Consider the following 26,262-nt stretch of genomic DNA (forward strand, 5'->3'; position numbering starts at 1 on the left):
GCCGCGAGCGAGCCGCCTGATTGGGCGTCATCGTACTGACGTTTCAGGAGAGTTGGAGGAGTCCCCGCAGAAGGTCCCGGCTCTCGTCCGGCCCCGGGCTGTCCTGCTGGAGTTCCTTCAGCGCCGTCTCGTACTGGGTGACGTCCTCCTGCTTGTCCAGGTACAGCGCGCTGGTGAGCTGCTCCAGGTAGACGACGTCCGAGAGGTCGGACTCGGGGAAGCTGAGGAGCGTGAACGCGCCACTCTCGCCGGAGTGCCCGCCGAAGCCGAACGGCATGACCTGGAGGCGCACATTGGGGCGCTCGGACACCTCGATCAGGTGCTGGAGCTGGCCGCGCATCACCTCGCGGTCGCCGTACGGGCGGCGCAGGGCGGCCTCGTCCAGCACGATGTGGAACTCCGGGGCGTTCTCCGCGACCAGGTGCTTCTGCCGCTCCAGGCGCAGCGCCACCCGCCGCTCGACGTCCGCCTCGCCGGCGCCCTTCATGCCGCGCCGGACGACCGCGCGGGCGTACTCCTCGGTCTGCAGCAGGCCGTGCACGAACTGCACCTCGTAGGCACGGATCAGCGAGGCGGCGCCCTCCAGCCCCACGTAGGTGGGGAACCAGCTGGGCAGCACATCCGAGTAACTGTGCCACCAGCCCGCGACATTGGCCTCCTTGGCCAGGGAGAGCAGGGAGGCGCGCTCCTGCTCGTCCGTGATGCCGTACAGCGTCAGCAGGTCCTCGACGTCCCTCGTCTTGAAGCTCACCCGGCCCAGCTCCATCCGGCTGATCTTCGACTCGGAGGCGCGGATCGAGTAGCCCGCGGCCTCTCGCGTGATCCCCCGCGTCTCACGCAGTCGCCTGAGTTGTGATCCGAGCAGCATGCGCCGCACCACCGATCCGGGCTCTCCCGCGCTCACGTTCGCCAGCCTCCCCAACCGTCTTCAGGGGCCGCAGTCTGCCACTAAAACACTTCGAGCAGTACTCGTCCGGTTACGGAAACGGAATCGAGCCAAAGGAAATGGGCAGGATCATGCACGCCGCGGGTCGGAACCGGCCTCCGCAGGAGATGAAAGGGAGGCGAAGACGACGGAAAAATTGACCAACAAGCGGTACGGGCAGGTCCATTTCGGTCACGTGCACGTGCATCTGCCCTTGCATCTGAGGTACGCATCCGAAACCATGGTCCCCGCACCACCGCGCCGCATCGCTACGACCGCGAATTCCCGGGAGTGCCTCGCATGGGGACGAATGGATCGACCATGCTCGAGCCGTTACGGCAGGGCCTTCCGCCACTCGACCCCGCGGCCGTGTCCAACGCCGCCTCCTGCGCCCTGCCACCCCGTTTCGAAGCGGTGCGCGAGGCCCGGAGGTTCACCCGCAGAACGCTCGACGGCTGGGAGACCGGCGACCGCTTCGACGACGTCTGCCTGGTGGTCTCGGAACTGGTCACCAACGCCCTGCGGCACGCGCTGCCGGCGGACACCCCGCGCCACGACGAACAGCACGGACCGGTGCGGCTGCACCTGATGCGCTGGACCGAGCGGCTGGTGTGCGCGGTGCGCGACCCCAGCCACGACAGCCCGGTGGCCCGCGAGACCGACGACTTCTCGGCGGAATCGGGCCGGGGCCTGTTCCTCGTCGACTCCTTCAGCGACAGCTGGGGCTGGCACCCGCTCGCCGGGACGCTCAACGGCAAGGTGGTCTGGGCGCTGTTCCGCGTCTAGGACCTGTCCGGGCGGGCCGGACGCCCGGGTCAGCTCGCGATCAGGTGGTCGAACTCGCCGTCCTTGATGCCCAGCAGCATGGCCTCGATCTCGGCACGCGTGTAGACGAGCGCGGGACCGTCGGGGAAGCGGGAGTTGCGCACCGCCACCGCGCCGTCGGGCAGGCGCGCGAACTCCACGCACGATCCCTGCGAGTTGCTGCGCCGGCTCTTCTGCCAGGCCGCATCGTGCAACTGCGTGGCGGCCATGCCGTTGTACACGTCGTACACGTCGTGGTCCACAGGTCGCTCCCCGGTGTGCACTGGCTGATGTGGCCATTGATGCAGTGGTCAACTGATCCGGATCATAACCCTGTTCACGTGCAGATGCATGAGCAAATGCACGTGCACGCGCGGTGTTCCCGCGGTTACAGCTTTGACGACCGCTTTACCGAGCCCTGCCCTCTACGACGCCGGGGCCCGGGAAGTCGTTCCCGCATGTGCCCCCGAATTCGAAGAATATGCAACAACATGCGACAACACCGGGGCCCGACCGGTACGGGCGCGCCCCGGTGTTGTCGCTGGTGCGTGAGGTACGGCGGGCGGGTCAGCGCGTGCCGTACGGCAGCAGCGCCATCTCGCGGGCGTTCTTGATCGCCCTGGCCAGCTGCCGCTGCTGCTGGGAGGTCACGCGGGTGACGCGACGGCTGCGGATCTTGCCGCGGTCGGAGATGAACTTCCGCAGCAGCTCGGTGTCCTTGTAGTCGACGTACGTCACTCCCGCCTGGTCCAGGGGGTTGGGACGCTGCCGGGCGGGCGTGCGGTCGTTCTTGCGGGGTCGGGGCATGGGGGTCAGACCTCCAGGAGGGTGTCGAAGGCGGGCGGCAGCCGGTCCCAGGCGGCCTGCCCCGCGGCGTACTCGGCGTCGGTCAGCAGGCAGGACTCCAGGAGCCGTTCCAGGCCGTCCCGGTCGAGGCCGGGGGAGGTGAAGACCAGGTGCTGGCAGCGGTCGCCGTGCTCGGGGTGCCAGTCCAGCGCGGCGGCGGCGCGGCGCACGGGCGGCACCAGTTCCCACGCGGCGTCGGGGAGCGAGGCGAGCCACGGTCCCGCGCTCTCCACGCACAGCGCACCGCCGGCGGCGTCCCAGTGCAGCAGCGTGTCCCCCTTGCCGGCCAGCCAGAACCGCCCCCGGCTGCGGGCCGCGGCGCAGGTCAGGTCCTCGAGCGCCGCGTACAGCCGCTCCGGGTGGAAGGGGCGGCGGCGGTGCCAGACCAGGGTGGCGACGCCGTGCGCGTCGGCCTCGGCGGGCAGCAGGGCGCAGGCCGGGTGCTGGGCGGCTGCCGCGGCCTCCACGTCGAACCCGGCGAGGGCGGCCCGCGCCAGCTCCGGGCTCGCGTGGGGTGCGCCCGCCGGGTTCCCGTGGCCGATCGGGACCCGGCGGGCCGTCGGATGGAGCTGGGCCAGCAGCTCGCGGTCCTCCTCGTCGGCCTCCGGCGAGCCGGGGAGGGAGTCGGCGAGCGCCAGGACGGAGGCGTACTCCAGCTGCCGCGCGAAGGTGTCGGCGACGGTGCGCTGGTCGGTGGCCGCGGCGGCGAGGCCGCCCTCGGCGAGGTCGTCGCCGTTGCCGAGGTACGGCAGGACCAGGGCGGGGTCGACGGCGGTGATCACGCCGGCGACGGTGAAGCCGCCGGCCGTCACCACCTCCGCCATCGCCTTGGGCTCGACGGAGTCCCACAGCTCGACGACCGCCAGCGGGGTGCCCCCGGCCTCCGCGAGCCGGACCAGCTCGGGGACGAGGTCCTCGCGCAGCGCACAGCACGCGCAGTCGTTGACCAGGGGCGCCTCGCCCGCGGCGAGGATGCCGGTGGCGTCCCGCACGGTCCGTACGACCGTCCCCGCGGTGGCCGTCGCCAGGTCGTGGTGGAGGACGACGCTGCCCGGCACGTCGGCGAGCAGCCGGGCCACGGCCGCCCTGCGCGCGTCGGCGTGCAGCCCGCCGACGATCACCACCGGCGGTTCGGGGAAGCGGCCCTGCCCGCTCATGCCCCGTCCTGCTTCCCGTACCGGCGCTCGAAGCGCTCCACGCGTCCGGCGGTGTCCAGGACGCGGGCGGTGCCGGTGTAGAAGGGGTGGCTGACGTGGGAGACCTCGACGTCGACGACCGGGTAGGTGCGGCCGTCCTCCCACTCGACGGTGCGCTCACTGGTCATGGTCGAGCGGGTGAGGAAGGCGTAGTTCGCGGCCCGGTCCCGGAAGACGACGGGGCGGTACTCGGGGTGGATTCCCTTGCGCACGGCGTCTCAGCGCTCCTCTCGGAAGTCGACGTGGCGGCCGGCCATCGGGTCGTACTTGCGCAGGACCAGGCGGTCCGGATCGTTGCGGCGGTTCTTGCGGGTGACGTAGGTGTAGCCGGTCCCGGCGGTGGACCGGAGCTTGACGACCGGGCGGAGTTCGGTGCGTGCCATGCTGCTATCTTACTGAAAATGAATTCCATTAACAGCTAGGGCCCGTCCGGCCCGGAGGAGAGGTACGTCACCGTGTCCGCCCACTGCATGCTGACCGGGGCCCGGCCCGGCTTCGGCAACCGCATCTCCCACTCCCACCGGCGCACTTCGCGCCGCTTCGACCCCAACATCCAGACCAAGCGCTACTGGCTGCCGAGCGAGAACCGGCACGTACGGCTGCGGCTGAGCACGAAGGGGATCCGGACGGTCGACTCGATCGGCGTCGAGGCGGCCGTGGCGCGCATCCGTGCCCGTGGGGTGAGGATCTGATGGCGAAGAAGAGCAAGATCGCGAAGAACGAGCAGCGGCGGGAGATCGTCGCGCGGTACGCGGCACGCCGGGCCGAGCTGAAAGAGATCCTCCGCCGGCCCTCGTCGACGGAGGCCGAACGGCTCGCCGCCCAGCGGGAACTGCGCAGGCAGCCGCGCGACGCGAGCCCCACGCGGGTGCGCAACCGCGACCAGGTGGACGGACGCCCGCGCGGATACTTCCGCGTCTTCGGGCTCTCCCGGGTGAATCTGCGCGAGCAGGCGCATGCCGGGCATCTTCCCGGGGTGCGCAAGTCCTCCTGGTAGCTTGCGGCTGTTCGGGGCCGAACGGCCGTCCGGCTACAGCTTGGAGCTTCCGGTGACGTGGGTGACTGCGGGGAACAGGGCGAGCACGGAGAACACGACGCGCACGATGCCGACCACGGGGGCGGCGCGGGTCACGGGTGCGGCGAATGCGGCGGGTACGGCAGATACGGCGGATACAGCGGATACCGCTGGTACGGCTGGTGCGGCTGCGGCTGGTACGGCGACCGTGCCGCGTGCGGACGTTCCGCGCGGCGGGGCCCCGCACCGGCGGGCGCGCCGCCCGTCCGTGCGCGCCGCGGCGCTCGGCCTCGGCCTGGCGGGCGCGCTGGTCCTGACCGCCTGCACCGACGACGGGGGCTCCGACAGCGGCTCGGGCGAGGGCTCGGCCGGCGGCGACAAGTCCTCGGCGGCGCCCGGCGCGTCCGCGAGCACGGACCCGGGCGGCGCCGGGGGCGGGTCCCCGTCCGCCGGTGCCGCCGGGGAGCTGGAGGGCAGCTGGCTGGCGACCACCGACGGCCAGGCCGTCGCCCTGATGGTCACCGGCGGCAAGGCGGCCCTGTTCGCCACCGGCGGGACCGTGTGCAGCGGTACGACGGAGGAGACCTCCGGCACCCGGACGATCCACCTCAAGTGCACCGCCGGCGACGACGACCGGTCGACCGGCAAGGTCGGGGCCGTCGACGCCACCTCGCTCACGGTGGCCTGGGAGGGCGAACTCGGCGAGGAGACGTACACCAGGTCCGAGGGCGGCTCGCTCCCGCCCGGCCTGCCGACCGCCGGCCTCGGGTCCTGAACGGGCCGTACGGCCGGTGCCGGTTCAGCCTCGGGCCGTAAGGCCGGAGCTGGTTCCCCCCCCCGGCTGTAGGGCCGGATCCGGTTCAGCCTCAGCCCTGTTTCAGTGGCCGGTGGTGGCCGACCCGGGCGGCGTCGGCCGCGCGGGTGCCCTCCGTCCAGCCGGCCGCGTCCGCGGCGCCGCGCAGCCGGGTCGTGGTCGTCTGCGGGAACATGCGCTCCACGCGGTCGGTGACCGCGACCTCGCGGGAGGCGAGCACCGGCAGGAGGTTCGCGTCCGCCGCCCCCGTCGCGGCCGCTTCCGTGGCCGCCTCCGCGGCGGCCCGCAGCCTGGTCCCCGCGCGGTGGGCGTAGGCGGCGAGGAACGACTGCCGGAAGGTCTTGGTGCGCTTGCGACCGCCGGCCCGCTGCCCGGCCTCCGCCTTCGTCATCGCGGCCTCGGCCTGCACCAGCAGGGAGGTGTAGAGGAGTTCGACCGCCTCCAGGTCGGCCTCGAAACCGACGACGGTGGAGAAGCCGAAGGGCTCGTTCCACACGGCCCTGCAGTGGTTGGCGTCGGCCACCGCGTCCAGCAGCACCGCCTTGGCCTGCTCGTAGGGCGGCTCCACTCCGATCCGGCAGGCCCCCGGCGTGTCGGGCGAGGTCGCCGACCCCTGCGCCTGCGCGGCCAGCAGCGCCTCGTCGACGCTGTGCCGGGCCATCAGCTCCTGCGCCTTTGCGCTCAGTGCCTCCGCCTCCTCGGGATACCCGGTCGCCTCCGCCTTGGCGAGCAGCGCGCGGATGCGGGCGAGGGCGCGGGACTCCGGCCGGTTCTCCCGGTCCCGACGCGGCGCCTCCCCCGCCGCCCCCGTCTCCAGGGGCTCGAGGCCGGGCAGCCGCAGCAGCAGGCGGTACAGCTCGAGTACGGCGGTGGCGTGCGAGAAGCGGTCGGCGCGGGGCGGCACCGTCGCCTCCGCGTCCGGCAGGTCGTCGAGCTGCGCGGCCCAGCGGGGACCGCGCGCACGGTCGTGCGGCGCCTGGGCGCGGATCAGCGCGGCCACCAGCCGTACGTGCACGTCGTCCAGTTCGCGGCGCACGATGCGTACGAGGTCGGCGGGCTGCCAGCCGCGCCGCCAGGCCGTGGCCACGAACTCCTCGCCGCGCCGGGCCAGTTCCGCGTCCGCCGCGGGATCGGCCGCGAGCAGCGAGGCGGCGGTGTCGAGGGCGTCGTCGGCGGTGTCGTACAGGGCGGTCTCGAAGGCACGGTCGACGGTTCGGGGCGTACTCACCCGGCGATGGTGCCACGGCAGCCCGGCCCGTCTCACTCCGCGGAATTCGGCCGGGTCCGCGCCCGCCGGGGCCAACCATGACCGGCATGGTGGACACAACTCTCTACACGGCGTTCCTCGTCGCCGCCTTCGCCCTGTGCATCACTCCGGGCCCCGACATGATGTTCATCGTGGCGATGGGCGGCCGGGGCGGGCCCACGGCGGGGGTGATGGCCGCGTTCGGGGTGGCCTGCGCGATGCTCGTGCACGCGGTCGCCGCGGCACTCGGGCTGTCGGCCCTCTTCACGACGCTGCCCACGCTGTACCACGTGCTGCGCTGGGCGGGCGCCGCCTACCTGCTGTATCTGGCGGTGAAGGCATTCCGGGACCGGTCGGTGCCGGGCGGGGACGATGCGGCGCCGAGGGTCGCGGGCATGCGGCGGGCCTTCTGGCAGGGCGCGATCACCAACCTGCTCAATCCCAAGGTGATCCTCTTCAACGTGGCGTTCCTGCCGCAGTTCGTCGACCCCTCGCTCGGGCACGTGCCGGGCCAGCTGCTGGTGCTCGGCGGAACGCTGGTGGTGATGGGCTTCCTGTGGGACGGCTTCGTCGGGCTGCTCTCGGGGCGGCTGGCGAATCACCTCAGGCGCAGTGCCCGGGTGAACCGCTGGCTCAACATCGTCTCCGGGACGGTGTTCACGGGGTTGGCGGTGCGTCTGGTGGTGGCGTCGCCGAAGTGACGGTGGACCGAGCGGTGGATTGAGCGGTAGGCCGAGCAGCGACCGAGCAGTGCACCCCATAGGGTGTCAACCGACAGTTGACACCCTATGGGGTGCAACCTACGGTTGACACATGACGACGAACCCGAGCATCACGTCTTCCGTACGCCTCGACGAACTCATCAACGCGATCAAGAAGGTGCACCCGGAGCCGCTGGAACAGCTTCAGGACGCCGTCATCGCCGGCGAGCACCTCGGCGAAGTGGCCGACCACCTCATCGGCCACTTCGTGGACCAGGCTCGGCGTTCGGGCGCCTCCTGGACGGACATCGGCAAGAGCATGGGCGTCACCCGCCAGGCGGCGCAGAAGCGCTTCGTGACCAAGGAGTCGGCCGACCTGGACGCGAGCCAGGGCTTCAGCCGCTACACGCCCCGCGCGCGCAACGTCGTGATGACCGCCCACAACGCGGCCAAGACCGCCGGCAACACCGAGGGCCTGCCCGAACACCTCGTCCTCGGCCTGGTCACCGAGCGCGAGAGCCTCTCCGCCAAGGCGATCGCCGCGCAGGGCGTGACCCTGGACGCGATCCGCGAGGCGGCGACCGCGGCGCTCCCGCCGGCCGCCGCGGAGGTCCCGGAGCTGGTGCCCTACGGAGCCGCGGCCAAGAAGGTCCTCGAACTCACCTTCCGCGAGGCCCTGCGCCTGGGTCACAACTACATCGGCACGGAGCACATCCTGCTCGCCCTGCTGGAGCACGAGGACGGCGCCGGCGTGCTGAGCGGGCTCGGTCTCGACAAGGCGGCGACCGAGCGGTACGTGGTCGAGGCGTTGGCGGAGTTGATCCAGCTCGCGCAGGAGAAGACGGCGGAGGAGACGGTGGAGACCGGGTCGGCGGGGCCCACGCCCGAAGAGGGCTGAGGCCGGCCGCGCCGCGCGGGCGTTGTCAGACCCGCCTGCGACACTCGCGACATGGCCGAGAGGTGCGCGCTCGCGGTGGCCGAGGGCGGTGGCGTGGAGGTCGCCGCCCTCGGCGCCGACGGGCTGCCCGCCGGGCCGGTGCGGCGGGAGCCCGACCTCGCCGCGGCGGTGCGGAGCAGACCGGAGGTCACGCGCTGGGTGTGGCGGTCCACCGCCGAGATCGCACCGCGCCTGCTCGCCACGGGGGTGCGAGTGGAGCGGTGCTACGACATGGAGGCCGCCGAGACCCTCCTGCTCGGCCACGAGGGCCGGTACGGGGAGCCGCACTCGGCGGCGGCCGCCCTGGCCCGGCTGCGCGGCGGACCCGTACCGCCCGACCCACCGCAGCGCTCCGCCGAGCCCGGCGCGCAGTCCTCGCTGTTCGAACCCGAGACCGTCCACCTCCCCCTGTCCGACCTGCTCGCCGTCTACGCCGAGCAGCAGCGCCGCCACGACCGCTCGGCGCAGCCCGAGCGGCTGCGCCTGCTGACGGCCGCCGAGTCGGCGGGGATGCTGGTGGCCGCGGAGATGAACCGCGCGGGGCTGCCCTGGCGGGCCGACGTCCACCGCGAGGTCCTGCACGACCTGCTGGGCGAGCGGTATGCGGGCGGGGGCGAGCCGCGCCGCCTGGCGGAGCTGGCCGAGGAGGTGTCGGCGGCGTTCGGCCGCCGGGTGCGGCCCGACCTGCCCGCGGACGTGGTCAAGGCGTTCGGGCAGGCGGGCGTGAAGGTCCGCTCCACCCGCCGCTGGGAGCTGGAGTCGCTGGACCACCCGGCCGTGAAGCCGCTGATCGAGTACAAGAAGCTGTACCGGATCTGGGTCGCCCACGGCTGGTCCTGGCTCCAGGACTGGGTGCGCGACGGCCGGTTCCGCCCCGAGTTCCTGGCCGGCGGCACCGTGACCGGGCGCTGGGTCACCAACGGCGGGGGCGGGCTGCAGATCCCCAAGGTGATCCGGCGGGCCGTCGTCGCCGACCCCGGCTGGCGGCTGGTCGTCGCCGACGCCGACCAGATGGAGCCGCGCGTACTGGCGGCGATCTCCCGGGACCCCGGTCTGATGGAGGTGGCCGGCCGCGAGAGCGACCTCTACCAGTCCGTCTCCGACCGCGCCTTCTCCGGCGACCGCGCCAAGGCCAAGCTCGCCGTGCTCGGCGCGGTCTACGGCCAGACGTCCGGCGACGGCCTGAAGAACCTCGCCGCGCTCAGACGCCGCTTCCCCAGGGCGGTGGCGTACGTCGACGACGCGGCCCGCGCGGGCGAGGAGGGGCGGCTGGTGCGCACCTGGCTGGGCCGCACCTGCCCGCCCGCGGCCGGCGCGGCCGACGGTACCGAGGAGGCGGGCCTGCCGCAGGACGACCCCGCCGACGCCGGGGACCGCCCCCAGGAGTGGGTGCCGGGGTACGCCTCCACCAACGCCCGCGCACGGGGCCGCTTCGCCCGCAACTTCGTCGTCCAGGGCAGCGCCGCCGACTGGGCCCTGCTGCTCCTCGCCGCGCTGCGCCGGACCTGCGCGGACATGGCGGCCGAGCTGGTCTTCTTCCAGCACGACGAGGTGATCGTGCACTGTCCCGAGGAGGAGGCCGAGACCGTCGTCGCGGCGATCCGGGACGCGGCGGAGCTGGCGGGACGTCTGACGTTCGGGACGACGCCGGTGCGGTTCCCGTTCACGACGGCGGTGGTGGAGTGCTACGCGGACGCGAAGTGAGCGGCGCCCTGGCCGGCGCGAATCGGCCTACGGCTCGTCGAGGAGCCCCGCGTCGTGGGCGAGGACGGCGGCCTGCACGCGGTTGGCGCAGCCGGTGCGGGTGAGGATGCGGCTGATGTGCGCCTTGACCGTACCGGCGCTCAGATACAGCCGGTCGGCGATCTCCACGTTGGACAGACCCGTGCCGAGCAACCGCAGCACGTCGCGCTCGGCCGGGGCCAGCCCGTCGAGCCGGGTGAGCGCGGCCTCGGTGTCGCGGCCCGACCGCACATGCCGCTCCAGCAGCCGCCGGGTGATCCGCGGGGCCAGCACCGGCTCGCCCCTGGCGGCGAGCCGGACGGCGCGGATCAGGTCGGCGGGGCCGGTGTCCTTGAGGAGGAAGCCACTGGCCCCGGCCCGCAGGGCCCGCGTCACGTGCGCGTCCTGCCCGAAGGCCGTCAGCATCACGACACAGGTGCGGGGCGAGAGTCGCGAGATGTCCTCGGCCGCGGCGATACCGTCCCGGACCGGCATCTGGACGTCGACCAGGGCGACGTCGACGTCCTGGTCGCGACAGGCCGCGGCGGCTTCCCTGCCGTCGCCTGCCTCGGCGACCACCTCGATGTCGTCGGCGTTCTCCAGGATGAGCCGGATTCCGGCGCGCATCAGCGCCTCGTCGTCGGCGACCAGGACTCGGATCATCAGCTCATCCTAGGACCGCAGGTCGCTAGGTCATTCGCGCCCATCCGCGGTCATCCGCGCTCATTCCTCCGTACCGACCCCGCGTCCTCCGTTCATCCCAGGACCGCCAGCACCAGCAGGACGACGAGGAAGCCCGCCGTGGGCAGGACCACGGCCAGTGCCGCGCAGCCCGAGCCGAGGACGCGCGGCCAGGTCAGGATCTCGTCCGGCAGCGGGGCACGGGCTCCTTCAGCCCCGGGGCGGAGGATGGGGTGAGGAGAAGCCGCAGACGTGCTGGCCGAAGGCCAGTCGAGCGCGGGGCGGTCGAGCGCGGGGCGCTCAAGCACAGCCCGGTCGGCGGCACCCTGTGCGGCGCCGTCGCCTCCCTGGCCCCGGTGCCCCTGCGCGGGCAGCCGGGCGGCAACGCGGAAGCCGCCGTTCACCAGGGCGCCCGCCTCGAACGTGCCGCCGAGCAGCCCGACCCGCTCCTGGCAGCCGGCCAGTCCGCTGCGACTGCCGCCGCGGGAGGGCCCGGCCACGGGCGGCGGGGCGTTGGTGACGGAGACCTCGATCCCGCCGCCGACGCTCGTCACCTGCACCCGGGTGGGCGCGCCGGAGGCGTGTTTCAGCACGTTGGTGAGCCCTTCGCGGACCACCCGGTGAATGGCCTGCCGCGTCCGTGGTCCCAGCTCCGCCCCGTCCGGGAGGGACCAGTCCAGCTCGACGGCGCTGCCGGTCCGCCGGGACTCCGTCACCAGCGCGGCGATGTCCTCCCTGGTCCCGCGCTCGTCGCCGGGCCGGTCGTCCCCCGCACCGGCCAAGTCGGCGTGCCGCAGGACGCCGAGGATCTCGCGCAGTTCCTCCATCGCCGTACCGGCGGTCGTACGCAGCAGCTCGGTCTGCCCGGCGAGGGCCGGCGCCTGCCGCGCGGCCGCCAGTTCAAGTGCCCCCGCGTGCACGGATATGAGGCTCAGCCGGTGGCCCAGGAGGTCGTGCATCTCGCCCGCGATCCGGTTCCGTTCCTCCGCCCGGGCCGCCTCGGCGGTGAGGGCGCGTGCCCGCTCCAGATAGGCGTTGCGTTCACGCAACAGGCTGACGAGCGGCCGCCGTTGCCCCAACAGCGTCCCGGCCAGGGCGGGAAGCACCAGGAGCAGCGCCAACGAGATGGCGTTGCCCACCAGTTGGAACGCGAGGGGCTCGGTCCGGAACGGCACGGTGGCGACGGTCAGCACCCCGACCACGGCCGAGGCCGCCCCGACGACCTCCCACGCACGCCGCGTCGGTGCGATGCGCCGGGTCGCGGACATCACGACGAGCGGCGCAACCGCCAGCGTCCACACGTTGACCCCCACGACCAGCAGGGAGGACCCCAGGACGGCGGCGACCGGTCTCCCGCGGCGCAAGGCTACGAGCAGTACCGCCCAGAGGGCCTCCGCCACCGCGAGCCCCGGCCGCGCGGGTACCACGAGCAACAGGGGCACCAGCCCGAAGGCGGCCGTGAGGAGACAGAGCAGCCCCTCGACGACGACCGTACGACGTCCGGCCCCACGCACCGCGGCCCAGCCGGCGACCGCCTCCCGCCGCACCCGGCGCGCCGCACCGGCCGTCGCGCGCCGCACCCGGGCCGACGGCCGGGGCGCGTGCCCGCCGCCGGAGTCCTGACCACTGCTACGCACCCGCATCCCCGGAACGCTATCGGCCCGGCCGTCCCCGCCTTCACGCACCCGGCAGGCCGTCCAGCTCGCCCCGCAGCGCGGCCGGATCGACCTGCGCAGCGACCAGCAACTCCGCGGCACCGGCATCGTCGAGCAGCGCGGACAGCAGATGGACGGTACCGACGGTGGGCGCCCCCCGCTCGGCGGCCCGCAGCCGGGCGCCCGCGATGACACGTTCGGCAGCGGCGGACAGCCTCGCCCGCTCTCCCCCGGCCTGCTCGGCCCCACCGCCGACCGACGCGGCCGAAGCGCCGGAACCGGCCGAAACGGCAATCCCGGCCGAAGCGACGGGACCGGCCGAGGCGACAGGACCGGCCGAAATCGCAGTCCCGGCCGCAGCGACGAGAGACACCTGCCGCACCCCGTGCCGGCGCAGGACGGCCGAGGCGGCATTGGCCTCCACCAGATCCTCCGGAAGGGCATGCCCCGCCACGGCCAACCCCCGGTCCAGGGCCAGCGCCCCCAGCAGCAGATCCACCGGTTCCGCCGTGTCCCGCCCGCACCGCACCGCCTGGCGCGTGGCCTCGACGTTCACGGCGAACAGCACCGGTGAGCCGTTGAGCCCGGACTGAGCGGTCCACGAAGTGAACGCGCGGGACAGCCGGTTGCCGCTCCTGCCCACCGTCCCGGCCCTGCGCAGCAGCAGCACGCCGTACGACTCCGGCCGCTCGCTCGCCTCGTCCGACCCCGCGGCCTCGGCGTCCAGCCGGTCAAGGCGGGTCAGCGCCTCGGACGCGTCCAGTCGCCGGAGCAGCAGCGCCTCCCGCGCCCTGCTGTCCGGCAGCTCCAGCAGCGCCCTGGCCACATGCCGGCAGCGCACGGAGACCGTGCCCTCGGCACGCGCGGACGCCAGCGCGCGCAGCAGGCAGCTCCGCATCGCCCCGCTCAACACGGGCGGCACGGCCGGGATGCCCTCCCGCGCCGACTCGCGCAGCCCCCGCCCGAACCGCCACCACGCCTCACGCCAGGCGGCCTCGACCTCGACCTCGTCGGCCCGCACGCCCGACCCACCGCTCGCCTCGTCCTCACTGACCCAGCCCAGACCCGCCCGGGCCTGGATGAAACCACTGAGCCCACCGGACTTCCGCATCCCCGGAGCGATCACCGCCCCCGCCTCCGAGTCCCCCATCACCAGCTCCGCCAGCAGGGTGTCCGTCCCCGCGAACGCCGACTCGCCCCGAACGGCCCGGCGCACCGTCGCGACGAGCACCTCCATGACGTCCGGCTCGAACTCCGTCGTCACCCCGAGCCCGGCCAGATCTGCCGTCGTCCCTCGCTGCCCCATCGAACCTCTCCTCACCACGCGGCGCTCCGCCCCGACTACGCGAACGACGCTAGGCACCCCCACCCCACCCCCGCGCCTGCCAACCGGCCAGACTCCCGGTCCGATCGGCCCGCCCCGCGAGCACCGAGGAGAAAAAGAAGACCCGCAGGCCGGATGTCCGACCTACGGGTCTCGAAAACGGGGCCGGACCACTGCGCGGGCCGGCCCCGAAGCAAGCCACGCGCCAACCTGGCCTGCCGGGAGTTCCCGTACCGCTGATGGTGGAGCCAGGAGCGTCAGGGAGGAGCCCATGTTCTGGACATCGGCAGCCATGAGCGTGTCAAACGGGGTGCGTTGGGACAAGTGGTGGTGGACCGAAGTGACTTTTCCGATGACCCTGAAACGATCAAGGTGTGGTGTGTCCCGACGGTCATGAAGCGGAGTTCCTGGTCAGCGAATTGACTCAGACCGTGCCATAGCGAAATGCGGGCTGCTGGTGGCATACGTGGCGGTCGCCAGACGACTGGGTCTGATTTGCGGGCTGACTCAGAAATGCGCCAACACACCCGGCTCGGTCCTGCGGTGGTGCTGCTCCTGGCAGGATTTCGGGAGCCGTTCAGGAGCGCCTACTCCTCACCGGCCGGATCACTTCGGAGTCAGGAGCGTGGTCGTGCGGCCACTGCCGACATCCGTTTTTCAGAGGTCAGGAGGACCCCGTGCCCAAGCATTCTCTCATCGCCCGGTCACGCCGAGCGCTTTGCTTCTCCAGGCAGGCGTGCGTGCCGGCAACAGCCGCTGGCGCAGTTGTCGTTGTCGTGATCGTTCTTGTGCTGTCAGGCCTCACCCTGACCAGCACCATCGCTGTGGCCGCACAGGCCGCGACGGCCATCGCCGCCCTGGCAGCGCTCGCCGGCAACGACCGGGTGCGGCCCTCGAGCTGCGGGCGTGCCGCGGCGACGTGCCAGTGACGGGCAACGGACGTGGGGAGACCAGAACGAGCGGTGCCCTGGCCGGGCACAGCCAGAGCCGAACTCGCCGTGTTCTTGCGCGAGGGGCGATCCCGCAAAGGGCTCAGCTACGCGGTACTGGCCCAACGGACTTCGGCATACAGCGCAGCGACACTGCAGCGCGCGGCCGGCGGACGGAGCGTGCCGGGACGCAAAGTGGCTCGCGCGTATGCCGCGGCCTGTGGCCTGGACGTGGATGAAACGGACCGGTTATGGCTGGAAGCACGCCGTGAGGAACACGCGGAGGCTCACGTCACGAAGCGCCGATCCGTTCCCAAGCCGCGCATGATGCGCGATCTGGCAGACCTCGGCACCGGACTGGCCGATGTCCACGAGCGAGCGGGAGCACCCTCGCGCCGCGAGATGGAGCGCCGAGCCCGTTCCGCCGGAGCCACGCTCTCCAGCAGCGCCGCCCAGCGCATCGTCAGCCGTCGGCAGGTACCCAGCTCACCCGAGCAGTTGGTGGCCTTCCTGCGCGCCTGTGAAGTACCCGAGAGGGACCACGCAGAATGGCTCCAGGCATGGGCACGCGTTCGACGGCACCAGGCCGTGGAGCTCAACGCCTCCAAAACCCTGCTCGACCTGCAGGAGGCCGAGGCGGCGGAGGACCCTTCCGGGCGGGTGACAGCCGAGCAGGCCGCCCAACTCCTGTCCTCCGCGGGCTACGCCCCCGCCGAGCGCTACCGGGGCTACCACGTGCCTTGGACGGTGCGCTGCCAGGTGTGCACCGCGGTGAAGCGGATCAGGCTCTCGGACCAGGCTGACGGCCGCACGAAACAGTGCACGCAGTGCGACAACGACGCGGAGCGCACCGTCCAGGAGGTATGGACCGCCCTCTTCGACCGGCAGCAATGGAAGGAGAAGGGCATGCCACCTACGGAGGCGGAGATGTTCCGCAGATGCCGGGTCGCCGGCGTCGAGCGCCGGCAGTCCCGGCTGCACATCACCGTCGCAGCCCCCTCCGAAGTCTTCGCCACTGCAGGACTCGCCGATACGTCCGCCTGGGAGTCCCTCATAGCCGACGCCGTGAGCGAGAAGTTGGACACCGTCTCCGAGGTCATCTACGTCACCTACACCGACCGGCTGAACTGACCGCTGCTTGTACAGCGCAGCCCTCACCGCCGCGGAACGAAAAAGCCCAGCTCAGAAACATCCGAGCTGGGCTTCGACTGGAGCCGCCTTCGGGATTCGAACCCGAGACCTACGCATTACGAGTGCGTTGCTCTGGCCATCTGAGCTAAGGCGGCGCGCTGTGCACCCATGGTGCGATCAGCAACGTCGGTAAGTCTACACAGTTTCCCGGGGTGCTCCGAACCCGCCCCGGAGGCGTGAGCTCCGGGGCGGCGGGGTGGAGCTACGAGCAGCGCTTGCCGTCTTCCGGTGCGGTGCCGCGCAGCAGGTACGTGTTGATCGCGGAGTCGATGCAGGTGCTGCCGCGGCCGTAGGCGGTGTGGCCGTCGCCCTCGTAAGTGAGGAGGCGGCCGGAGGCGAGCTGGGCGGAGAGGGCCTCGGCCCAGCGGTAGGGGGTGGCCGGGTCGCGGGTGGTGCCGACCACGACGATCGGGGTGGCGCCGGCCGCTTCGATGCGGTGCGGCTCCCCCGTGGGCTTCACCGGCCAGTACGCGCAGTTCAGGGAGGACCAGGCGAGGCCCTCGCCGAAGACCGGGGACGCCTTCTCGAACTCGGGCAGGGCGTCGCGCACCTCGTCCGGGGAGGAGAAGGCGGCGGGGAGGTCGAGGCAGTTCACGGCGGCGTTGGCGAACATCAGGTTGCTGTAGCCGCCGTCGGCCTCGCGCTCGTAGTAGCTGTCGGAGAGGATCAGCAGGCCCGCGCCGTCCTTCTCCTTGATCGCCGAGGTCAGGGACTCGCGCAGCTGCTGCCAGGCGCCCTCGTCGTACATCGCCGCGATCACGCCGGTGGTGGCGAGGGACTCGGTGAGCTTGCGGCCGTCGGCGTCTCCGGCGGGCAGGGGCTTCGCGTCCAGGTCGTCGAAGAAGGACTTCAGGTTCTTGCCGACCTGGTCGGGGGCGGTGTTCTTGTCGCCGAGGGGGCAGTCCGGCTGCCGTACGCAGTCCTTCGCGAAGGACTGGAACGCCGTCTCGAAGCCCTCCGTCTGCTCCAGGTTCAGGCGGCGGGCGGGCAGCGAGGGGTCCATCGCGCCGTCCAGGACCAGACGGCCCGTCCGGTCGGGGAACAGACCGGCGTAGGTCGCGCCCAGGAACGTGCCGTACGACGCTCCGACGTAGGTCAGCTTCTCGTCGCCCAGCACGGCGCGCAGGACGTCCATGTCGCGTGCCGCCTCGACCGTGGAGACGTGGCGCAGCAGCTTCGGCGCGTCCGCCCCGCAGCCCTCGGCGAACTCCTTGTAGGCGTCGACCAGCTCGTCCGTCTCGCCCGCGTCGTCCGGTGTGACGTCGGTCTGGGTGTACGCGTCCATCTCGGGGCCGTCGAGACACTCGACGGGCTCGCTGCGGGCCACGCCCCGCGGGTCGACCGCGACCATGTCGTACTGGGCGCGGACCTTCGCCGGGTAGCCGATGCCCGCGTACTGCTGGAGGTAGCCGATCGCCGAGCCGCCCGGTCCGCCCGGGTTGACCAGCAGCGAGCCGAGCCGCTTGCCCGGTCCGGTGGCCTTCTTGCGGGCCACCGCGAGCCGGACGTCGCCCTCGCCCGGCTTGGCGTAGTCGAGCGGGGCCTTCATGGTGGCGCACTGGAAGCCGGGGACGCCGCAGTCGCGCCAGGCGAGCTTCTGCTCGTAGTACGGCGACAGCTCGGAGGGCGTGGCCTGCGGCAGTGGGGTCAGGGCCGCCGTGGCCGCCTCCGTCGAGCCCACCGCCTGGGCCGCGGGGGAGCCGGCGGACGTCGACGCGCCCCCGGCCGAGCAGGCGGTGGCGAGCAGCGCGGCGGCGAGCAGCGCGCCTCGGAAACGGGTGCTGCCGGTGCGGGTCCTGCGGTGAGTGCGCCTTGTGTGCATTCAGCGAGCGTAACTCTCCGCGACGACCTCGTTGCGGTGCGTGGTTCGCGTGCCTCGTACGTGTTACGGCGTCAACCGGGCGGGACGTCGGCGGCGCCCGGCCGGGCCCCGGCACGGTCCGGGGGCGGATGCTCAGCCCGATCTGAGCGCCATCGTCATCGCCTCCACCGCCAGCAGTGGCGGCACGTTGCGGTCCAGGGCCTCTCCGCACGCGGCGATCGCCTCGATGCGGCGCAGCGTGGACTCGGGCGTGCTGCCCCGGGCGAGCCCCTCCAGGGCGTCCTCCGCGTCGGCGTTGGCGATCGCCACGCGGGTGCCTAGCTGGAGGGCGAGGACGTCGCGGTAGAAGCCGGTCAGCTCGCTCAGGGCGAGGTCGAGGCTGTTGCGCTGGGTGCGCGCCTTGCGGCGTTTCTGGTCGGCCTCCAGATCCTTGATCACGCCGGCCGTGCCGCGCGGGAGTCGGCCGCCCTGGGCCGCGCCCAGGGCCGCCTTCAGTTCCTCGGTCTCCTTGGCGTCCATCTCCTCGGCGAGCTGCTTGGCGTCCTCCGCCGCGGCGTCGACCAGTTCCTGGGCCGCCTTGAGGGCGCCGCCGACGTCCTCGACCCGCAGCGGCAGCTTCAGCACGGCGGCCCGGCGGTCGCGGGCGGCCTTGTCGGTGGCCAGTCGGCGGGCGCGGTCGATGTGGCCCTGGGTGGCACGGGCCGCCGCGGCTGCGACGTCCGGTTCGATGCCCTCGCGCCGTACGAGCATGTCGGCGACGGCCTCCACCGACGGCGTGCGCAGGTTCAGGTGGCGGCAGCGGGAGCGGATCGTGGGCAGGACGTCTTCGACGGAGGGGGCGCACAGCAGCCACACGGTGCGCGGCGCCGGCTCCTCCACGGCCTTCAGGACGGCGTTGGCCGACTTCTCGTTCAGCCGCTCGGCCTCCTCTACGAGGATGATCTGCCAGCGGCCGTTCGCGGGTGAGGTGAACGACTTGCGGACGGTGTCCCGCATGTCCTGGGCGCGGATCTCGGCGCCCAGCGCGACCACGGTGCTGACGTCCGCGTGGGTGCCGACCAGTGCCGTGTGGCAGCCGTCGCAGAAGCCGCAGCCGGGGACGCCGCCGAGGGCGCGGTCGGGGCTCACGCACTGCAGCGCGGCGGCGAACGCCCGGGCCGTCTGCGCCACGCCGGAGCCGGGCGGGCCGGTGAACAGCCAGGCGTGCGTCATGCTCGTCGCCTGCGGCAGCGGGCCCTCGGCCGCGGCGGCGGTGACGAAGGCGTCGGCGTCCCGGGCGGCGGCGGCGAGCGGCTCGCACACCTTCTCCTGCCCGACGAGGTCGTCCCATACGGTCATGGGTCACGCCGTCCTTCCCTCACACAGAGCCGGTCACACAGAGCCGGTCACACCGAACCGTCACACCGAGCCGCCGCGCTGATCCGCGTCGCGCCCTCCATTGTGCGGGTCGGCACTGACAACGCGGCGGGCCGCCGGAGCACGCACGGCCCCGGCGGTCCCGGTGCTCAGCGTCGTCCTCGGCCCCTGCCCCGGCCCCGGCCACCGCGGCCGTCGTCGTCGCGGCCGCCCTCGGCCTCGTCGTGCGGGCCGAGCAGCTCGTCCGCCAGGGTCGGCAGGTCGTCCAGCGGGGTCTCCTCGGCCCAGTCGGACCGGCGCCTGCGGGACGGCGGTGCCTCGTCCGGGTCGATCTGGGGCAGCTCGCGCGTGCGGTCCTGGGCCTCCTCGGCCGGGGAATCCTCCCGGAAGTAGCCCGGCGGCACCCGGTCGGCGGGGTCGTCCCCGCGCACGGGCGGCAGTACGGCCGTCTCGTCGGCGGCTCCCGACGGCGCCACGGGCGGCAGTACGGCCGTCTCCTCGGCGTCGCGCGGCTCCACCGCCGGAAGCACCGCCGTCTCGTCGGCGGCGCCGGACGGCACCGGCGGCTTGGGCAGCTCGGTCGTCACCTCGGACTCGGACTCGCCGGACGCCCGGCCGCCGTCGCCGCGAGCTCCCCGGGCGTCGGTGCCGTCCTCGGCGTCGTCGGCACGGTCGTCGTCGGGCGTGTCCCGCACCGGCCGCAGTACGGCGGTGTCCTCCACCGGACCGCCGGAGGCGTTGGTCGGGGTCACGATCGGGGTCGGCACGGTCGCCGCGTCGGTGGGGGTCGAGGCGGCCGGCTTCGGACGGGGCGCGTCCGCCGCCGCGGGGGCCGCCGACTTGGGACCGGCCGCGGCCGCGGCCGCCGCCTGCTCCGCCGCCCGGCGTGCCTCCTCGGCGCGCAGCAGGGCCTCCTCGGCCTTGCGCTGCTTCTCCAGGCGCCGGGCCTCGGCCTCGGCGCGCAGCCGCTCCTCCTCCTCGGCCTGCTTGCGGCGCCGCTCCTCCTCGGCCCGCAGCCGCGCCTCCTCCTCGGCGCGCGCCTTCTCCTCCGCGAGGAGCCGGGCCCGCTCCTCCTCGGCCTTGCGACGGGCTTCCTCGGCCCGCTGCCTGGCCTCCTCGGCCTGCCGCTCGGCCTCGCGCCGCTGCGCCTCCTCCAGCTCGCGCCGCTTGCGCTCCTCCTCCTCGGCGCGCACCCGCGCCTCCTCCTCGAGGCGCTCGCGCTCCAGGCGCTCCTCCTCGGCCTTGCGGGCCGCCTCTTCCTCGGCCTTGCGGCGGGCTTCCTCCTCCGCCTTGCGGCGCGCCTCCTCCTGGGCCTTGATCTCGGCCTCGGACAGCGGCAGCACCTGGTCCAGCCGGTGCCGTACGACGGTGGTGACGGCCTCCGCCTCCTGACCGGCGTCCACGACGAGGTAGCGCCCGGGGTCGGCGGCGGCCAGGGTGAGGAAACCGGAGCGCACGCGCGCGTGGAACTCGGCGGGCTCCGACTCGAGGCGGTCCGGCGCCTCGGTGAACCGCTCGCGGGCGGCCTCCGGCGACACGTCCAGCAGGACGGTCAGGTGCGGTACGAGCCCGTTGGTGGCCCAGCGGTTGATCCGGGCGATCTCGGTGGGCGACAGGTCGCGTCCGGCGCCCTGGTAGGCGACCGAGGAGTCGATGTAGCGGTCGGAGATGACCACGGCGCCGCGCTCCAGGGCGGGCCGGACCACGGTGTCGACGTGCTCCGCGCGGTCGGCGGCGTACAGCAGGGCCTCCGCGCGATGCGACAGTCCCGCGCTGGAGACGTCCAGCAGGATGGAGCGCAGGCGCTTGCCCACCGGCGTCGCCCCCGGCTCCCGGGTGAGCACCACCTCGTGTCCCTTGCCGCGGATCCACTCGGCGAGGGCCTCGGCCTGGGTGGACTTGCCGGCGCCGTCGCCGCCCTCCAGGGCGATGAAGAAGCCGGTCGCGGCGGGGGTCGGCACCGGGTCGTCGCCGCCGAGCAGCGCGTCCCGCAGGTCGTGCCGCAGCGGCACGCCGGAGCGGTCGTCGACCTTGGCCAGGACCAGCGCGGCCAGCGGCAGCAGCAGCGCGCCGAGCAGCATGAGGACGAACGCGGCGCCGCCGTGGGCGAAGACGAACTTGCCGTTCTCCAGCCGGTGCGGTCCGATCGCCGCGGCCACGACAGGACCGACGACGGCACCGAGCGCCACGCAGACCCGGACGACCGCGTGCAGGTGCTCGGTCGTCCGTGCCCGGCGGTGGTCCTCGGTCTCCTGGTCGAGCAGCGCGTGCCCGGTGTTCGCGGCCACGCCCGCGCCGACGCCGGCCAGCGCGAGGAGCAGCAGGACGGTCGTGTCGTCCGGGACGAGTCCGGCGGCCAGCAGGGAGACGCCGGCGAAGGCGATGGCCAGGGCGAGCAGCCGCCGCCGGGACAGGGAGGGCAGCAGGGCGGGGGCGGTGCGGATGCCGACGACGACGCCGCCGGTCAGCGCGCCCACGGCCAGACCGTAGAGCACCGGGCCGCCGCCCAGGTCCTTGGCGTGCAGCACCGCGACGGCGACCGTGGCGGCCACCACCGCGGCGACCGCGGCGCAGGCGAACACCAGCAGCGGGAGCGCGCCGGTGCGGCCCTTGTCGACGCCGCTGCCGCTCTTGGGGCGGCGCATGCCCTCCAGCGGCGACCGCGCGCGCGGGGTGCGCATCGCGGGCAGCTCCAGGAAGGTCACCACGGACAGGGACGCGGCGAACAGCCCGGCCGCCACGTACGAGCCGAGCGCCGCCTGGTGCTCGGCGAACCAGTCGACGCCGGCACCCAGGAGGTTGTTCAGGAGCCCCGCGACGACCAGCACGGCGGCCGCGAGGGGGATCGCCACGAAGCTCGTGCGCAGCGAGAGGCGGCGCAGCGCGTCCATGTGGTCCGGCAGCGGCCGTACCGTCGCGCCCTCCAGGGGCGGGGCGGGCAGCAGCGCCGGGGCCGCGCTCTCCCGGCACACCGTCCAGAAGCGCTCGGCGACGCCGGTGACGAAGACGGTCACCAGGAGGACGGCGAGCGCGTCGTCGGGCGTCCAGTCGATCCACAGGGGCGCGACGATCAGCAGCGCGGCCCGCAGCCCGTCGGCGCCGACCATGGTCCAGCGCCGGTCGAGCGGACCGTCCTGCGAGGTGAGTGAGGTCAGGGGCCCGAGCAGAACGGCGCCGAAGAGCAGCGTCGCCAGGATGCGGACGCCGAAAACGGTCGCCACTGCGAACGCCACGCCCCGGTAGCCCCCGCCGAACGAGCCCGCGCCGATCGCGGCCTGGACGGCGAGGAGGACCAGCACCAGCAGGGCGAGGATGTCGCCGACACCCCCCACCAGCTGTGCGCTCCACAAACGCCTCAGCTGCGGACGGCGCAGCAGGGCGCGGACGGCGCGCTCGCGGGAGTCCGCGACCAGGGCGTCGTCCGGGGCCGGGTGAGGGGCCGTTGGCTGCTCGGCTCGCGTCATGCGTTCAGCCTATCGGTCGCCGCCGACAGTCCGGTGTGCCCGGCCGAACGTACGCACGCCCCGACACCGAAATGATGCCGGGGCGTTCGTTTTGCGAAGAGCGTGCACGGCGCGGAAGGGGCGCCGCTCAGCGGTTCGGGGGTTTCTGAACCGGCCTCAGTCCTCCGACGTCTTCGACGCGGTCGCCCTCTTCGTCGCCGTCTTGGCGGTCGTCTTCTTCGCGGTGCTCTTGGCGGCGGTCTTCTTGGCCGCCGTGGTCTTGGCGGCGGCCGTCTTCTTGGTGGCCGTCGCCTTCTTGGCCGGGGCCTTCTTGGCGGCCGTCTTCTTCACGGCCTTCTTCGCCGTCTTCTTGGCGGGCCCCTTGGCACGCTTCTCGGCGAGCAGTTCGTAGCCCCGCTCGGGCGTGATCTCCTCGACGCTGTCGCCGGAGCGCAGGGTCGCGTTGGTCTCGCCGTCGGTGACGTACGGGCCGAAGCGGCCGTCCTTGACCACGACCGGCTTCTCGCTGACCGGGTCGGTGCCCAGCTCCTTCAGCGGCGGCTTGGCCGCGGCCCGGCCACGCTGCTTGGGCTGGGCGTAGATCGCCAGCGCCTCCTCCAGCGTGATCTCGAAGAGCTGCTCCTCGGTCTGGAGGGACCGCGAGTCCGTGCCCTTCTTCAGGTACGGGCCGTAGCGGCCGTTCTGCGCGGTGATCTCGACGCCTTCGGCGTCGGTGCCGACGACACGGGGCAGCGACATCAGCCGGAGGGCGTCGTCGAGGGTCACGGTGTCCAGCGACATCGACTTGAACAGCGAGGCGGTGCGCGGCTTCACGGCGTTCTTGCCGGTCTTCGGGGTGCCCTCGGGGAGCACCTCGGTGACGTACGGGCCGTAGCGGCCGTCCTTGGCGACGACGGCGTGGCCGGTGGCCGGGTCGGTGCCCAGCTCGAAGTCGCCGCTCGGCTTGGCGAGCAGCTCCTCCGCCAGCTCCACGGACAGCTCGTCCGGGGCCAGGTCCTCGGGGACGTCGGCGCGCTGGTGGTTCTCGGCGTCCTTCTCGCCGCGCTCGACGTAGGGGCCGTAGCGGCCGACGCGCAGCTTGATGTCGTTGCCGACGGGGAAGGAGGACACCTCGCGCGCGTCGATCGCGCCGAGGTCGGTCACCAGCTCCTTGAGGCCGCCGAGGTGGTCGCCGTCGCCGTTGCCCGCGTCGGCCGCACCGCCGCCCCCCACGCCGTCGCCCTCGCCGAAGTAGAAGCGCCGCAGCCACGGCACCGACTGGGCCTCGCCGCGGGCGATGCGGTCGAGGTCGTCCTCCATCTTGGCGGTGAAGTCGTAGTCGACGAGCCGCCCGAAGTGCTTCTCCAGGAGGTTGACCACGGCGAAGGAGAGGAAGGACGGGACGAGGGCCGTGCCCTTCTTGAAGACGTAGCCGCGGTCCAGGATGGTGCCGATGATCGACGCGTACGTCGACGGGCGGCCGATCTCGCGCTCTTCCAGCTCCTTGACCAGCGACGCCTCGGTGTAGCGGGCCGGGGGCTTGGTGGCGTGGCCGTCGACCGTGATCTCCTCGGCCGTCAGCGCGTCGCCCTCGGCGACCTGCGGCAGGCGCCGCTCACGGTCGTCCAGCTCGGCGTTCGGGTCGTCGGCGCCCTCGACGTATGCCTTGAGGAAGCCGTGGAAGGTGATGGTCTTGCCGGAGGCGCTGAACTCGACGTCCCGGCCGTCGGAAGCGGCGCCGCCGATCTTCACGGTGACGCTGTTGCCGGTCGCGTCCTTCATCTGGGAGGCGACGGTCCGCTTCCAGATCAGCTCGTACAACTTGAACTGGTCGCCGGTCAGGCCGGTCTCGGCGGGCGTGCGGAAGCGGTCGCCGGAGGGGCGGATCGCCTCGTGCGCCTCCTGCGCGTTCTTGACCTTGCCGGCGTACGTGCGCGGCTGGGGCGGCAGGTAGTCGGCGCCGTACAGCTGCGTCACCTGGGCGCGGGCGGCGGAGACCGCCGTGTCGCTCAGGGTCGTGGAGTCCGTACGCATGTAGGTGATGTAGCCGTTCTCGTACAGCTTCTGGGCGACCTGCATGGTCGACTTCGCGCCGAAGCCGAGCTTGCGCGATGCCTCCTGCTGCAGCGTCGTCGTACGGAACGGGGCATACGGCGAGCGGCGGTACGGCTTGGACTCGACCGAGCGGACGGCGAAGCGCGTGTTCTCCAGGGCGGCGGCGAGCGCGCGGGCGTTCGCCTCGTCGAGGTGGAGGGTGTTCGCGCTCTTGAGCTGTCCCAGGGAGTCGAAGTCGCGGCCCTGCGCGACACGCCGTCCGTCGACCGTCTGGAGGCGCGCGACCAGCGACGACGGGTCGGAGGCGTCTCCCGCGCGGCCGGTCGCGAAGGTACCGGTGAGGTCCCAGTACTCGGCGGAGCGGAACGCCATGCGCTCGCGTTCCCGCTCGACGACGAGGCGGGTGGCGACGGACTGGACGCGGCCGGCCGACAGGCGCGGCATGACCTTCTTCCACAGGACCGGCGAGACCTCGTAGCCGTAGAGGCGGTCGAGGATGCGGCGGGTCTCCTGGGCGTCGACGAGCTTCTGGTTCAGCTCGCGCGGGTTGGCGACGGCGGCGCGGATCGCGTCCTTGGTGATCTCGTGGAACACCATGCGCTTGACCGGGATCTTCGGCTTGAGGACTTCCTGCAGGTGCCAGGCGATGGCCTCGCCCTCGCGGTCCTCATCGGTGGCGAGGAAGAGTTCGTCGGACTCCTTCAGCAGGTCCTTGAGCTTCTTGACCTGGGACTTCTTGTCGGCGTTGACCACGTAGATCGGCTGGAAGTCGTGTTCGACGTCCACACCGAGGCGGCGGACCTCGCCGGTGTACTTCTCCGGCACCTCCGCCGCGCCGCTGGGAAGGTCGCGAATGTGCCCGACGCTCGCCTCGACGACGTAGCCAGGGCCGAGATAGCCCTTGATCGTCTTCGCCTTGGCAGGCGACTCGACGATGACGAGTCGGCGGCCGCCCTTCGCGGTCTCGCTGGTCGGGGACAACTTCGCTCTTCTCTCCGGTCGACGCTGGGCCTCCCCAGGCCGTGGTCCCGGGTCGGGTCGTTCTGTGTTTCGATCGTGACGCTGCGGAGTGTGACGGTACCTCCCGCCCCCGTGTCAAACGGGAAAAGCCCGCAACGGCCACTCGAACGGTAACCCGACGAACCCTGTTCCTGCCGCCCGGAGTGCTCACCTGCCCCGACGCGCGTATCCGGAGTGCGATCCCCCGATTACCCGGGCCGCGCCCCGTCCGGGTCCGGAACCGGCCCCTCACACCTGGATCAGGCACCAGGCCCCGAGGGCCAGGGCGACCACGGCGGCGACGCCCGCGACGGTCGCCGATGCGACGGGGCTCACACCGTGCGCGACGGGCCGGCCGTGCCGGACCCGCGTCGTGGTCCACACCAGCAGACTGGCCCCGAACAGGGCGAACACCAATCCCGCGAAGATCGCCGGCCCGCTCTCCATGGTCCCCGTGCCCCTTTTCTCCAGCCCGCGCGTGTCCAGCCTCCGGGAGGCTGTCACGCGCGGGCGGCGGAGAGACGAACCCGAGGTGAACGGGGAGCCGACGGATCCGCCGGATGTCGTCGGGCGTGGCCGGTTCCCCGTACGTCGGGCGGGG

At 72.9% G+C, this 26,262-nt stretch carries 24 protein-coding genes, 1 tRNA gene and 1 pseudogene; 10 read left to right on the forward strand and 16 right to left on the reverse strand.

All coding sequences use genetic code 11. The features are described 5' to 3' along the window. Nucleotides 1-43 precede the first annotated feature (43 nt). The gene (locus IE258_RS05200) at nt 44-880 is read right to left on the reverse strand and encodes a Sco1979 family transcriptional regulator (RefSeq protein ID WP_016326540.1); all 837 of its coding nucleotides are present in this window, start codon (nt 878-880) and stop codon (nt 44-46) included. Between the two features lie 366 nt (nt 881-1,246). Here IE258_RS05200 and IE258_RS05205 point away from each other — a divergent pair, with 366 nt between their 5' ends. Next, nucleotides 1,247-1,711: an ATP-binding protein gene (locus IE258_RS05205; RefSeq protein ID WP_159327259.1), complete on the forward strand. Its 465-nt coding sequence runs from the start codon at nt 1,247-1,249 to the stop codon at nt 1,709-1,711. Nucleotides 1,712-1,740: 29 nt separating this feature from the next. On the opposite strand, the gene IE258_RS05210 is transcribed toward IE258_RS05205, so the two are convergent. The 5 genes from IE258_RS05210 to rpmG form a co-directional block, all read right to left on the reverse strand. Next, on the reverse strand, nt 1,741-1,992 hold the full coding sequence (locus IE258_RS05210) for a DUF397 domain-containing protein (protein ID WP_059301673.1): 252 nt from the start codon (nt 1,990-1,992) through the stop codon (nt 1,741-1,743). 304 nt (nt 1,993-2,296) lie between these two features. Further along, nucleotides 2,297-2,536 carry a 30S ribosomal protein S18 gene (rpsR, locus tag IE258_RS05215; RefSeq protein ID WP_189739512.1) on the reverse strand — a complete coding sequence of 80 codons (240 nt, stop codon included), beginning with the start codon at nt 2,534-2,536 and terminating at the stop codon, nt 2,297-2,299. Nucleotides 2,537-2,541: 5 nt separating this feature from the next. Next, a complete protein-coding gene (locus IE258_RS05220; protein WP_161377047.1) occupies nt 2,542-3,732 on the reverse strand; it encodes a CobW family GTP-binding protein in 1,191 nt (396 codons plus the stop codon). Continuing rightward, a complete protein-coding gene (locus IE258_RS05225; protein ID WP_159327256.1) occupies nt 3,729-3,983 on the reverse strand; it encodes a type B 50S ribosomal protein L31 in 255 nt (84 codons plus the stop codon). Before IE258_RS05225 ends, IE258_RS05220 begins: the two co-directional genes overlap by 4 nt. Before the next feature lie 6 nt (nt 3,984-3,989). Beyond that, nucleotides 3,990-4,154 (reverse strand): 50S ribosomal protein L33, encoded by a 165-nt coding sequence (gene rpmG, locus IE258_RS05230; RefSeq protein ID WP_189739515.1) that lies wholly within the window; start codon nt 4,152-4,154, stop codon nt 3,990-3,992. 72 nt (nt 4,155-4,226) lie between these two features. On the opposite strand from rpmG, the gene rpmB reads away from it, so the two are divergent. The 3 genes from rpmB (at nt 4,227) to IE258_RS05245 (ending at nt 5,561) form a co-directional block, all read left to right on the forward strand. Next, nucleotides 4,227-4,463 carry a 50S ribosomal protein L28 gene (gene rpmB / locus IE258_RS05235; protein WP_011028971.1) on the forward strand — a complete coding sequence of 79 codons (237 nt, stop codon included), beginning with the start codon at nt 4,227-4,229 and terminating at the stop codon, nt 4,461-4,463. Further along, complete coding sequence (gene rpsN, locus IE258_RS05240) at nt 4,463-4,768, forward strand: 30S ribosomal protein S14 (protein ID WP_127896913.1); 306 nt, start codon at nt 4,463-4,465, stop codon at nt 4,766-4,768. The genes rpmB and rpsN overlap by 1 nt, the downstream gene beginning before the upstream one ends. A gap of 226 nt (nt 4,769-4,994) precedes the next feature. Then, entirely contained in the window at nt 4,995-5,561 is a 567-nt protein-coding gene (locus tag IE258_RS05245; RefSeq protein ID WP_373309720.1) for a hypothetical protein, read from the forward strand. Between the two features lie 91 nt (nt 5,562-5,652). Here the strand turns inward: IE258_RS05245 and IE258_RS05250 are convergent, their stop codons facing one another. Then, complete coding sequence (locus IE258_RS05250; protein WP_189739518.1) at nt 5,653-6,828, reverse strand: DUF2786 domain-containing protein; 1,176 nt, start codon at nt 6,826-6,828, stop codon at nt 5,653-5,655. Between the two features lie 86 nt (nt 6,829-6,914). On the opposite strand from IE258_RS05250, the gene IE258_RS05255 reads away from it, so the two are divergent. The 3 genes from IE258_RS05255 to IE258_RS05265 all read left to right on the forward strand — a co-directional run bounded on the left by IE258_RS05255 (nt 6,915) and on the right by IE258_RS05265 (nt 10,188). Next, nucleotides 6,915-7,547 carry a LysE family translocator gene (locus IE258_RS05255; RefSeq protein ID WP_189739521.1) on the forward strand — a complete coding sequence of 211 codons (633 nt, stop codon included), beginning with the start codon at nt 6,915-6,917 and terminating at the stop codon, nt 7,545-7,547. A gap of 112 nt (nt 7,548-7,659) precedes the next feature. Next, nucleotides 7,660-8,445 (forward strand): Clp protease N-terminal domain-containing protein, encoded by a 786-nt coding sequence (locus IE258_RS05260; RefSeq protein WP_189739525.1) that lies wholly within the window; start codon nt 7,660-7,662, stop codon nt 8,443-8,445. A 51-nt stretch (nt 8,446-8,496) separates the two neighbouring features. After that, entirely contained in the window at nt 8,497-10,188 is a 1,692-nt protein-coding gene (locus IE258_RS05265; protein ID WP_189739528.1) for a bifunctional 3'-5' exonuclease/DNA polymerase, read from the forward strand. A 27-nt stretch (nt 10,189-10,215) separates the two neighbouring features. Here the strand turns inward: IE258_RS05265 and IE258_RS05270 are convergent, their stop codons facing one another. The 3 genes from IE258_RS05270 to IE258_RS05280 all read right to left on the reverse strand — a co-directional run bounded on the left by IE258_RS05270 (nt 10,216) and on the right by IE258_RS05280 (nt 13,848). Beyond that, complete coding sequence (locus IE258_RS05270) at nt 10,216-10,869, reverse strand: response regulator transcription factor (protein WP_189739531.1); 654 nt, start codon at nt 10,867-10,869, stop codon at nt 10,216-10,218. 92 nt (nt 10,870-10,961) lie between these two features. Next, complete coding sequence (locus IE258_RS05275; protein ID WP_189739534.1) at nt 10,962-12,530, reverse strand: sensor histidine kinase; 1,569 nt, start codon at nt 12,528-12,530, stop codon at nt 10,962-10,964. 34 nt (nt 12,531-12,564) lie between these two features. After that, the gene (locus IE258_RS05280) at nt 12,565-13,848 is read right to left on the reverse strand and encodes a Clp protease N-terminal domain-containing protein (RefSeq protein WP_229891937.1); all 1,284 of its coding nucleotides are present in this window, start codon (nt 13,846-13,848) and stop codon (nt 12,565-12,567) included. A gap of 794 nt (nt 13,849-14,642) precedes the next feature. Here IE258_RS05280 and IE258_RS05285 point away from each other — a divergent pair. The 3 genes and pseudogenes from IE258_RS05285 to IE258_RS05290 all read left to right on the forward strand — a co-directional run bounded on the left by IE258_RS05285 (nt 14,643) and on the right by IE258_RS05290 (nt 15,926). Beyond that, complete coding sequence (locus tag IE258_RS05285; RefSeq protein ID WP_189739537.1) at nt 14,643-14,795, forward strand: hypothetical protein; 153 nt, start codon at nt 14,643-14,645, stop codon at nt 14,793-14,795. Nucleotides 14,796-14,864: 69 nt separating this feature from the next. Then, a pseudogene (locus IE258_RS41995) lies at nt 14,865-15,035 on the forward strand (helix-turn-helix domain-containing protein); the annotation flags it as partial. Between the two features lie 84 nt (nt 15,036-15,119). Beyond that, the gene (locus IE258_RS05290) at nt 15,120-15,926 is read left to right on the forward strand and encodes a hypothetical protein (protein ID WP_229891938.1); all 807 of its coding nucleotides are present in this window, start codon (nt 15,120-15,122) and stop codon (nt 15,924-15,926) included. A 78-nt stretch (nt 15,927-16,004) separates the two neighbouring features. On the opposite strand, the gene IE258_RS05295 is transcribed toward IE258_RS05290, so the two are convergent. The 6 genes from IE258_RS05295 to IE258_RS05320 all read right to left on the reverse strand — a co-directional run bounded on the left by IE258_RS05295 (nt 16,005) and on the right by IE258_RS05320 (nt 26,108). Further along, nucleotides 16,005-16,081, reverse strand: a tRNA-Thr gene (locus tag IE258_RS05295). A 107-nt stretch (nt 16,082-16,188) separates the two neighbouring features. Continuing rightward, nucleotides 16,189-17,808 (reverse strand): alpha/beta hydrolase, encoded by a 1,620-nt coding sequence (locus tag IE258_RS05300; RefSeq protein WP_189739543.1) that lies wholly within the window; start codon nt 17,806-17,808, stop codon nt 16,189-16,191. 132 nt (nt 17,809-17,940) lie between these two features. Then, the gene (locus tag IE258_RS05305; RefSeq protein WP_189739546.1) at nt 17,941-19,146 is read right to left on the reverse strand and encodes a DNA polymerase III subunit delta'; all 1,206 of its coding nucleotides are present in this window, start codon (nt 19,144-19,146) and stop codon (nt 17,941-17,943) included. 167 nt (nt 19,147-19,313) lie between these two features. Beyond that, entirely contained in the window at nt 19,314-22,628 is a 3,315-nt protein-coding gene (gene tmk / locus IE258_RS05310; RefSeq protein ID WP_189739549.1) for a dTMP kinase, read from the reverse strand. A gap of 156 nt (nt 22,629-22,784) precedes the next feature. Beyond that, complete coding sequence (topA, locus tag IE258_RS05315; RefSeq protein ID WP_189739553.1) at nt 22,785-25,643, reverse strand: type I DNA topoisomerase; 2,859 nt, start codon at nt 25,641-25,643, stop codon at nt 22,785-22,787. A gap of 267 nt (nt 25,644-25,910) precedes the next feature. Continuing rightward, complete coding sequence (locus IE258_RS05320; protein WP_189739556.1) at nt 25,911-26,108, reverse strand: hypothetical protein; 198 nt, start codon at nt 26,106-26,108, stop codon at nt 25,911-25,913. Nucleotides 26,109-26,262 lie beyond the last annotated feature (154 nt).

The organism is Streptomyces tendae (assembly GCF_014650435.1).
GTDB lineage: Bacteria > Actinomycetota > Actinomycetes > Streptomycetales > Streptomycetaceae > Streptomyces > Streptomyces tendae.